Origin of the sequence: Oribacterium sp. WCC10 (assembly GCF_900113415.1) — a bacterium.
Classification (GTDB): Bacteria; Bacillota; Clostridia; order Lachnospirales; family Lachnospiraceae; genus Oribacterium.
This window is the reverse complement of sequence record NZ_FOPH01000037.1, coordinates 1-10,730: the sequence shown is the minus strand read 5'-3', so window position 1 is coordinate 10,730 and position 10,730 is coordinate 1. Positions and strand designations below refer to the sequence as shown.

6 protein-coding genes and 1 pseudogene are annotated in these 10,730 nt (G+C 40.5%); 2 read left to right on the top strand and 5 right to left on the bottom strand.

Going from position 1 to position 10,730, the window contains the following annotated elements:
* Window positions 1–297: 297 nt before the first annotated feature.
* The 5 genes from BM294_RS15155 to BM294_RS15135 all read right to left on the bottom strand — a co-directional run bounded on the left by BM294_RS15155 (window position 298) and on the right by BM294_RS15135 (window position 9,793).
* Window positions 298–2,865, bottom strand: coding sequence for a tetratricopeptide repeat protein (locus tag BM294_RS15155; RefSeq protein ID WP_091209882.1), 2,568 nt, complete (start codon window positions 2,863–2,865; stop codon window positions 298–300).
* Between the two features lie 169 nt (window positions 2,866–3,034).
* A complete protein-coding gene (locus BM294_RS15150) occupies window positions 3,035–3,760 on the bottom strand; it encodes a response regulator (protein WP_139225905.1) in 726 nt (241 codons plus the stop codon).
* A gap of 75 nt (window positions 3,761–3,835) precedes the next feature.
* Entirely contained in the window at window positions 3,836–6,922 is a 3,087-nt protein-coding gene (locus BM294_RS15145) for a response regulator (RefSeq protein WP_091209878.1), read from the bottom strand.
* 29 nt (window positions 6,923–6,951) lie between these two features.
* Window positions 6,952–8,559 (bottom strand): EAL domain-containing protein, encoded by a 1,608-nt coding sequence (locus BM294_RS15140; RefSeq protein ID WP_091209876.1) that lies wholly within the window; start codon window positions 8,557–8,559, stop codon window positions 6,952–6,954.
* Between the two features lie 61 nt (window positions 8,560–8,620).
* Window positions 8,621–9,793, bottom strand: a complete 1,173-nt coding sequence (locus BM294_RS15135) for an MFS transporter (protein ID WP_091209874.1) — start codon at window positions 9,791–9,793, stop codon at window positions 8,621–8,623.
* Between the two features lie 241 nt (window positions 9,794–10,034).
* Between BM294_RS15135 and BM294_RS15130 the strand changes: the two genes are divergently transcribed.
* On the top strand, window positions 10,035–10,250 hold the full coding sequence (locus BM294_RS15130) for a DUF6465 family protein (protein WP_091209872.1): 216 nt from the start codon (window positions 10,035–10,037) through the stop codon (window positions 10,248–10,250).
* Window positions 10,251–10,494: 244 nt separating this feature from the next.
* Window positions 10,495–10,730 (top strand): annotated as a pseudogene (locus tag BM294_RS15125) (transposase); the annotation flags it as partial.

Here is a 10,730-nt window from a genome sequence, read left to right as displayed (position 1 = left end):
GCTCTGAATTTTCTTTTTCAAAGAATCTTCAGGGTCTGTGTATTAATCGATCTTTGATTTTCAAGGTTCTAATCGCTTCGTTTGAAGCTTTTTGTTTGCCGCTCTCTCGAGCGCTCAGTTAATATAACAGTTATGCTTTTGAATGTCAAACACTTTTTGAAATTTTTTATAATTTTAAATTCAAAGTGAATTCATCAAGCTTTTTCTCTCTGTATTTTTATATATTTTTATACAAATTTAACCGCACAAAAAAGAAGAGGAGCAGACCATCAGTACTACTCCTCTTCTTATATACATTTACTTTTGACTTCCTAGTATAAAATCAAATTTTGTTATCACTCCATTGTCATCTGTCGTGGCATTTAACAGACCCATATACGGAAGGAATGCATATGCATCACGGACAGGTATACTGCCGTAATCATAATCAACATAATGCAACCATGCGCTATTACTGATTTTAATATTCACAGTCTTCGAATCCCCAACAGGCTTGTCGCTTTCATGATTATGATAAACTTCAGCAGGGAATACAGAATACTCACCCATGTCCTGTCTATCCTTAACCTGAATAACTGCCATAGTATCCGGATATGATGCATATTCGGTTGCAAAGCTGAACTCAGCATTGTCATCTGCAGACTCTGATGTCTCATCAATCTCTGCACTTTCAGTTGTCTCTTGAACCGTCTCTGCAGGAACTATACTAAGTGTAAATGTCACAGACTGAACAGGTCCAACATAACCGTCTGTAGTTTTGCAGTAAGCATCTATCTTATATATTCCATTTGCATCCAAGGTAATTGGAGTTTCGTACTTGGTTTCTTCACCCGCCACACCATCAAAATTAACTGTGTAGAAGATTTCACCTTCCCCAGCCGTGGACATTTCTACATTCACAACCTCGGCATAGGCTCCACCCGTAGGGGATATTTTAATCACCGGATACAATTTATTAAGCAGTCCTGTAAGTGCGCTGTCATTAGGATAATGTTCTAACGCCTCATTCAGGATACTTACTGCATGATCATGATCCCCTGCATTCATATATGACTCTGCATAATGAATATAGGAGTCTGACCCCAGCGTTCCGTACTCAAGAAGTCGAGTATAGGCCTCTTCCGCTTTGGCATAGTCCGCAGAAGCATAAGCCCCTTCTGCCGTAGCCAAAAGTCTTGCCGCCTGTCTTGACGGTGAATTATTCCAGATTATAAATCCAACCGCACCAACTGCTATCATTGCAGCGAGTACTATAACGCCAATAATCGGGAAACTCCCGTGCTTAAGATTTTCGTTAACCGGCTTTGCAGAATCATTATCATGTGCATCATCGCCGAATCCGGCATCATCCCTTTTCAACAATTCTTCTACTGCATCCGGTTCAGAGTCCATCTCATAAGCCAATCGCGCCTTCTCCGAATCATCAAAGTTCGATTCCTCTGACTTTTCTTCTATCACAGATCCTTCGGATATCGCTTCTTCCGCAATCTTTTCTGCTTCTGAAGCGCCTGTCTCCTCTAATTTGAGTTCTGTGCTTTCTTCAGCTTCTTCGATCGCCACTTCTTCTGACGTTTCTTCGTCATCAGACAATTCCTTTTCCGTCTGCTCTTCTACCGGCTCAGATGTCTCTTCTGTCTTTCCTTCCGCACTTTCTTCCGTTTTTTCTTCTATTTCAGCGGCGCTTTCCTCGGACTTCTCTTCTGACAATGTACCTTCGGATATCGCTTCTTCCGCAATCTTTTCTGCTTCTGAAGCGCCTGCCTCCTCTAATTCGAGCTCTGTGCTTTCTTCTGCTTCTTCGATCGCCACTTCTTCTGGCGCTTCATCGTCATCGGACAATTCCTTTTCCGTCTGCTCTTCTACCGGCTCAGATGTCTCTTCTGTCTTTCCTTCCGCACCTTCTTCTGTTTTTTCTTCTATTTCAACGGCGCTTTCCTCGGACTTCTCTTCTGACAACGAACCTTCAGTTATTGTTTCTTCCGCAATTTTTTTTGCTTCTGATGCATCTGTCTCCTCTAACTTAAGCTCCGTGCTTTCTTCAGCTTCTTCGATTGCCACTTCTTCTGACGTTTCTTCGTCATCAGACAATTCCTTTTCCGTCTGTTCTTCTACCGGCTCAGATGCCTCTTCCACTGCTTCATCCGGCTTTTCTGATTCATCCGTTTTTTCAGAAGTCTCTTCATCTTCATCTCCGAATACATAATCCGAAGAATCATCCTCTAATGGATTTTCTGATTCATCTGCTTTTTCAGAAGCCTCTGATATGGTTTTTTCTGTTGTGACAACCTCATCCTCTTTTTCAGGTTCCTGTTCAGCCTGAGTTTCAAGCTTCACATCCTCCTGTATAAGGTCTTCCTCATTTGTCTTATCAAGTTCTTCCTTGGAGATCACTTGTTCCTTGACCAGCTCTTCGGCAACAGCTCTGTTATGCCTTTCCTGATCAGCCATGCGCTTTTTAAGCTCTTCCTCTGCCTGTTTGCGAGCCAATTCATCTGCTTTTCTGGCTCTCTCCTCAGCAGCGCGCTTCATCTCGGCTACCTTCTCAGCTCTCTCCAACTGTAAAGCTCTGGCATAAAGCTTATCCAGACGATCAAAATCCTCCTCGTTTGAAGACTCATGATCTGCTACATTATCAACTATCTGATTATCCTTGCGGATGATCGTATTATTATGTCTCTCAGCTACAGCCTGTGCCTTTTCCGTCTCCAGCATCTTTCGGAAGGTATCAGCGTTATAAACCGGTAGATCATCTTTATGAAATGTGCCCGATTTGCTTTCAGGTGCAGACACGACAAACAGCATTCCGCAATTAGGGCAGAATGCTGAATTATCCGCTATTTCATTTTTACAGTTTTTACAAATCATGCCACAGTATAAAGTAAATGGTAATTTACACCCAATCCGAAACCTTCGAATCGACTTCTCCTTAGATATATATGTTATATGCTACTAGTCATTTAACAAAATAGCAATAATTTTTTATTAAAAAACCATTTATACGGGCAGAATATACCATCTTTTTGTTCCCAAAAGGTCATTTCTGCTGGCTCAAAAAGAAGTCATTAACTCTGGAAACGAGCTGCTGCTGATCAAGCGTTTTTAGTAAGTATCCATTAGGTCTCATCATCATGACACGCATGATACTTTCTCTATCGCTCTTGCCTGTGAGAAAATATACCGGAATATTCTTTGTACGCTCATTTTTTCTCAGCTTCGCCAACACAGTCGGTCCATCCATCAGCGGCATCTCATAATCCAAAAGAATAAGTTCCGGTGTAAACCTGTCCAGATAATCAATTGCATGTGGTCCGGAATTAACAATTGCAACTTCATACTTTCCGTACTTTTTGAGCCATCCGCTTGAAACCTGAAGAAAAGTACTGTCATCATCAACAAGAAGTATCTTATGCTTTTTCTCGGCATTTACACTCTCATCGTTTATTGTACGTTCTCTTCTTAACTGATCTATCAGTATCATGACATTGGCAGGATGCGGCATCTCAATGTTAACGAGATTCTTGGGGAAAATTCTATAGAACTCCTTATATTCATTTGGTTTTCCCACAGCACATACTATCCTGTTATTGCTTAATGTCTGAATATATTCGAATATTTCAGTATCACTAAACGGCATACTGTCCAGATATAATATAAGCACTCCGGCATTATCAGATTTTTCTGCGATTTCATCATGATTCAGTCCGCACGTAGTTATGTTATATCCGTTATTCATGAGAATACGGATCATGGCCTGCGCCATAAAATTTAAATTGCTCCCTATGATCAAAACATTGCTGAGATACACTGTTCTTCTCCAATCTTTTTTACGTTTGACTTATCTAATCGCTACCAGTTCGGCCAGTTTGGTCCAATCCGGCCCTTTCGATGCTTCCTTTAACTCCTGATATATAGACTTATGTTCCCCTGAAAGATGATATGCCTTCATCATTTCGAGCATCATATTCAGATCATCGATATCATATGCATCGACAAATCCACTCAAAGAAATAATGAAATCATTCCATTCATCATCAGAAAGTTCCGGAAGATCTGAAGTATCCTCTTCTTCAACTTTAAAACATCTCTCCAAAGAAGTATACAGATTCTCCGCCATACTTATAAGTTTCGGAGTATCGTTAATGATGACCGTCATATCTTCAGCGTCACCTGCCGCCTCAAGATCCTTGGCCAAAAGTGAAAGTTCATTGGCACCGATAATCCTTGCGGAACTCTTCATAGCATGTACTTTTATCGTGTAGTTCTTTATGTCAGCATTATCAAAGTTTTCCTGAATGATCCTTATATTATCCTTAAGGCTGTCATAAAAACTTGACAAGGCGCTCATGAAGCCTTCAACCGAACCACAATGCTGTAATCCGTCATCCACTGAAATCTCGTCTATCTCACGAATCTCCGCCGGAATTTCCGTCGAATCGTCTTCTGTCTCTTCTATTGTCTCAGCTTCTGTTATATCGTCGCCTTCATGGATCAACTCCGGTGACAGATAGAATCTCAATTTCTTTTCAAGCAGTTCGGAATCTATCGGCTTAGTGATAACATCATCGAATCCTGCTTTCATGTACTCTTCTATTGCTCCTGTAACTGCATTGGCAGTCAGACAGATAATAGGAGTATACATACACGGATCGCCCTCCAGTTCTTTCATCCTGTGAAGTGTCTCTATTCCATCCATAACCGGCATGCGATAGTCCAGGAAAATGATGTCATAATGATTCTTCTTTACGTATTCGATAGCTTCCTGTCCGCTCTCTGCAGTATCAACATTTATCTTGTTCTGCTTAACAAGAGCCTTGATGACAGTAAGGTTCAATACCGTATCATCAACCGCAAGTATTCTTGCATCAGGTGCAAGGAATGCCGCCCCTTTCTTTACGTAGGATTCCTTACGCTCTTCTATATTCACCTTACCCATAGGAGACGGTGAACGTACTTCCTGTGTAAGTATGAAGAAAAATGTTGATCCCTGCCCATAGATACTTTCGACTTCAAGTGTGCTGTTCATCTCTTTCAGGAGCTTTTGAGTAATGTTCATTCCGAGACCTGTTCCCTCGATAGTACGGTTGCGTTTTTCATCAAGTCTTTCAAATGCCGAGAAGAGTTTTGCTTTCTCTTCCTCCTTGATTCCTATACCTGTATCCTTGACTGAAACATTGAGCACCACTTCCTTTGGATTAAGGCTCTCTATCTTTATCCTGAACCATATCTTTCCCTTTTCGGTGTACTTAACTGCATTTGTGAGAATGTTGGTGATGATCTGCTTGATACGTATCTCATCTCCAAATAGAATCTCAGGTATATCCGGATCAGCCTCCAGAATCAGTTCCAGGTTTTTATCCTCGGCACGTTTCTTTATCATATGATAAAGGTCTCTCAGCATGTCCGCAGTCTTGTACTCCATAGGAATGACTGTCAGCTTTCCTGATTCTATCTTTGAAAAATCAAGGATATCGTTAATGATTCCCAAAAGTTCGATTCCGGCATTTCTGATATCTACCGCATAGCCTCTGACAGTTGAATCAACGCCCTCTCTCAGGATCATCTCATCCATACCGAGAATCGCATTGATAGGCGTACGTATCTCATGGGACATATGAGAAAGGAATGAAGACTTTGCCTTATTGGCACTCTCTGCTTTTGATATAGCTTCGTTAAGATCTTCTGTGATTGCCTGTAAAAATGTACTTGTTCTGTCAGCAAGCGGCAAAACCCCTTCTGTCTCGGCCGTTACAACCACATCCGAAAAATCAACATGAACCACTTCCTCGGGCACTCCTTCTCTTATCCCCAGAATAACACTGGAAACATTATGTGTTCCGCCTCTTCCATCATGGAAAAGGAACTGGCCCTTGCCACGTATATACTGAATGTTTTCATCTATATTCTGAAACGATTTCAGTTCCTTATATTCAGGTACTATAAATGTCTCTCGCGTATCACTCCCAAACAGAAAAGATCCCTGTGGAACAAAATCCGCAAATCTGTTAACCTTATATGCTATTTCACTGAAAATACTACTCTTATTTCCAGATGAAAAACTGATGATATCATCCGCTCTGAAGTCTCCCAGAAAATAAAGCTGACCTGCTGCATCATATCTGTAAGGACTTCGGCTCAATATTTCATTATCTCGTTTTATAAGGAATGGAAACTCTCTGATATTCTCAAGGAAAGCATCATTAGGCTTTATATTGAGATATCTGTGATATATATCTGTTGCTTTTTTTCCGTTGATTTTCTTAACTATGGTCTCACCTATTCCGATAGATGATCCCTTTTTTCTGAGCTCAATATCAAAGTTTTTTCCGAGAGGTCTCCAGCCTGTCAGAAGTTCTGTATGAACCAGCAGTTCTTCGCCTGACAGTATTACTCCCACCATTCCTCTTTTTATCTTTTCATTCTGCCAAACATAATGAGTATCCGACTCGGCATTATCAAAATCAGCCGACCATATTCCGGCCACAGGTATCTGATATTTCTTTTCAAATACAGATAACGGATATGACACCTTTGCAGAACTGCCCGCAGCAAAAACAAGTATACATGCAGGATTCTTTATATGTCCTACTCTCTCCGATAAATCCGCGACAGCACTTTCCTCATCAATGTCTCTGAATGAAAAAGAAAACGGCGTAACAACAGACTTTTCCATGAGACAGAAAGAAATTCGCAGAAATTCACTGTACTTGTGCGAAGCTCTCTGGTATAGTCCCAGCATATTAATGTTGGGATATTTTTTCATGACAAGAGCAAGCACATCCTCAAGCTTATCTTCAGACAACCCATTAACAGTAAACACGAGAAACATATTGCCTCTTGGTTTATCCTGAATAGTCTGTTCCCACTCCTGGAGTACCGACCACATCTCATCTCTTCGGGATAATACAAATGTTTTTTGTATCATAGCAAGTCACCTCTTAAATCCAAGCAATTTCATCTTCCATTCATATCAATATTAATGATTCCCGAAAGCAACATTTCCTTCCCATCCAGATTTATAGGCAGGAGGACATACTCTTTCTCAACATACTGCCCATTATCCATCTGTGTCTTGAAAATCCTGCTCATATGCTTGGATCTAAGCTTCGAAATCTTATTCTTAACATTATCAATATCCATGAAATCTCTGAATTCATCTCTCTGCTCCGGATATATTGCATCCCTGCACCATTCCTCCACGGCTTCCATTATAGAAATCCCTTCTGATATGCAGCCATAGTCTGTGGTATTGATAAATGAATTCTTTATAATCCTGTCTTCAAAATCCACAAGATCAAATCTGTCAAAAATAGTATGAATCTCTCTCATCGCTCTAAGAAAAGCCTGCCCCCTGTTACGGTTCTCATCATGCATGATGAATGCATAAGTCGCTAAGGCTATGGCATTGGTCTTTGGATTTCTGGCTATAAACTTCGCTCTGAGATTAACTATATTCCCTCTGTACATATAGGAAAATTTCAGATTCTGTCTTCCTTTTTCCAGATCCTTGATAAATGGACGCAGTTTCTCCTGAAGAACCCCCGATTTCTGGTTAATGACCCGTTCAGCAGAAAGACTATTCAGTTCTCCGATGAACTGAAGGTATCGTTTATTGGCTTCATTCTGATAAATATACGAAAAATGCTGATCCTTGTACTCAAAAAGCGCCATAGCTTCAACATTATCGATTCCTGAATCAGACATGATATATCCGTTATCGATCTCCATCTGACCTATGGCATTATAATAATCCCTCTCATCTCTTGATTCGACTTCAAACCCCTGCTTTTCGAGATCTTTAAGCATCATCGGTCTTGAGAAGAAATATCCCTGTATCATTTCACATCCCAGATCTTTGAAGAATTTATATTCCTCTTCAGTCTCTACACCTTCAATCAACGCACTGAACTTAAGTCTTTTGACCATATTGATCGAGTACGCGATTATGGTCCTTGCCCGGTTGAGTTCCTCTTCTTTAAGTCCATGAAGAGATCTCACATCAAACTTGATCACTTCATAATGTCTCTTCAGTGCACCAAAAGATGAATTGCCATACCCGAAATCATCAAGCCACTTTTCGTGACCTCTTTCAAGAAGCTTATGAACTGTTTCCTGTATTTCCTGATTATCCTTCAGTATTCCCTCACTGATTTCGATGCTGAGATACTTTGCAGGAACACCGCTGTCCTGTTCAACCTCTTCAAAGACGTTATATATATCACAGTTCAGGAAATCCGCTTTGATGAGGTTTATAGATACTGTGAATGGTTCCTCGCCCTTATCTATCTTGGCTTTGATATCTTTACACACTGTCCTTATGACATAGGTATCCAGAATGTGTATCTTTCCGGCATCCTCAAGCGCTTTTACAAATGATGCCGGACTCAAAAATCCATATACGGGATCATCCCATCTGGTCAATGCCTCTGCCGCACATATTTTTCCCGTCATTGTACGTATGATCGGCTGATAGAATATCTTGATGTGATCATTCTTTATAGCCTCTTCTATATTATCAACAATATACTTTTCAAGATCGCCCGCAGATACTGTTACGCCCATAGCTCACCTTTCCAAATAATATTTTTAAGTTTTGACTGTAATATCTAAACATTAATAATGTCTACACCCGTTTTTTCTTTTTCATCACTACGGGAAGCGCGAACAAAAGATCCAGCGCCAAAATAAATGCCAGAATTCTAAAAGAACCTGTAAATCCGATTGCGGTTTCCAAAAATCCGAATATAGCAGATACTACCGTTCCTCCTACACCCGTAGCCACTGTTATGGCAGCTGTAACGGTTGCTGTACGGGTTCCACTGAAATCAGCCGCATAAGTTAAAACATTTGGATATACCGCTCCACAGAAAAATCCAAGAATAAACACTATTACAAATGCAACATATTCATTGGTTACCGCAGACAGAATTGCAAGGAGTATTGCAGCTCCTGTAGGTGCCGCGCAAAGCAGAATATGTCTGTACTTACAAAAATATCCGCACAAAACTCTTGAAGGAATCATTGCCATCCAGAAAAGCGACAATGCTATATATCCCCTTGTAGAAGCTACCTTGTCATGCATAAAGCCGTTCAGAAAGAAACCGACACCATTCTCAACACCGACATAGATAAACATTATCATGCAGAGAAGCGCAACTCCGGTAATGTAGATTTTGCCTCCTGATCCGGTCACTTCATCATCAGTCGTCTCACCGGCAGGAACTTCCTCCCTTGGCTTAAAACTGATCTTCCAAAGCATAACCGCAAGTACGAAAGATATAATGCAGTCCGATCCAAAGAAACTCTTCCATCCGAACGGAGTTTTAATCGCCATACCAACTATCAGCGGCGCTACAACCGCTCCGAATGCATACATTGCAGTTATTCCGCCCATCCTCTTGTGTCTGGTTACCGGATAAGCATCATCCATTTCCGCAATTGCCACATACTGAATGATACTTGTTGCAAAGCCGAGAATAAAAACGCCTACAGCAAAAGGAACCGAGTTGGTGGCCATAAGTATGATGAAACAGGACAATACTCTCATTGCCGTAAACAATGTAAGCATTATTTTCTTTCCTACCTTGTCCGCAATGGAGCCTAAAAGTATCGGTGCAATCATTGTTGCGAAAAGCTCAACGGATGCGATAACCCCCTGCGCACCATGATCAAGAGAGTATTCTTCTCCTATATATAGAAGTGAAGCCTGGTATCCTCCGGTTTCAAACCCGTTCATAAATATGGAAGCCAGTAACAGAATCGATAAGTCATTAATATTCTTTTTGTGTTCTTTCATTTTTCTTCCCGTTTATTTTGATGGCACAAAAACCTTGTGCAGGCTATATATCGAAATTGCAGCAAAAAACTATACCGTTCTTTCTTTTTATCGGCATTAATTCAATTTATAAAATAGCAGGAGAAGCTTTTTTGTATGACTGCATACTGATACCGCTTTTATGGCCTCTATAATTGACAAACTTGGACAATAAAAATATAATGTAGACGTTTGTAAAAACATCATTTTGGAGGGGATAATTATGGCAACTAAAACAACAGGCGTTAAGTCTACAATCACTTTACAGCTCAATGGCAAGGATTACGATTTTGATAAGATTGCTAAGGATTCTGTAGCTGCTGCACAGAAGGTTAACAAGGCTGTTAAGGCTGTTAATGTTTATGTAAATGCTGCTGATTCCGCTGCTTACTTCACAGTAGACGGTGCAGGAAGTGCAGATTATAAGATCGAGCTTTGATTGACAGTTCATCTGTAGACGTAAAAGTATTTCATAAAAGAGAAGGGGCTGTCGCACTACGACGGTCTCTTTTTGTGTTCGCCCACCCCGATCAACGTATAGGCTTGCACGTTGATTTGAGACTTTTGACCCTTACATCATCATATGAGTCGCCCGACAAATGGGGCGCTAGAACCTTAAAAACCTAATACATTACCTTTTCTAAATAGTATAATAGAGATAGGATCTGTTGGAGGTATAGTTTATGTCATTTGCAACAAATTCATCTCAGCAAATCAGCTTGTTTGATTCTACTTCTAATTTAACCCAAAGAGAAGTAAAAATGCTTGAAAAATCATGGGCTAAATTTTTTTCTGAAAATATTTTTCCAGCTATAGATGAAGAGCCTTTCCGAGTATTGTACAGTGATCAGCCTTCACGCCGTAACACTCCGATTAACGTAATTATAGGTGCTCTTATTATAAAGGAGATGTTTCAGCT

Excerpts from the sequence above, each read along its gene's own strand:
- BM294_RS15150 (WP_139225905.1), bottom strand. The coding sequence starts at position 3,760 with ATGGCGCAGGCCATGATCCGTATTCTCATGAATAACGGATATAACATA.
- BM294_RS15130 (WP_091209872.1), top strand. The coding sequence starts at position 10,035 with ATGGCAACTAAAACAACAGGCGTTAAGTCTACAATCACTTTACAGCTC.
- BM294_RS15145 (WP_091209878.1), bottom strand. The coding sequence starts at position 6,922 with ATGATACAAAAAACATTTGTATTATCCCGAAGAGATGAGATGTGGTCG.
- BM294_RS15135 (WP_091209874.1), bottom strand. The coding sequence starts at position 9,793 with ATGAAAGAACACAAAAAGAATATTAATGACTTATCGATTCTGTTACTG.
- BM294_RS15155 (WP_091209882.1), bottom strand. The coding sequence starts at position 2,865 with ATGATTTGTAAAAACTGTAAAAATGAAATAGCGGATAATTCAGCATTC.
- BM294_RS15140 (WP_091209876.1), bottom strand. The coding sequence starts at position 8,559 with ATGGGCGTAACAGTATCTGCGGGCGATCTTGAAAAGTATATTGTTGAT.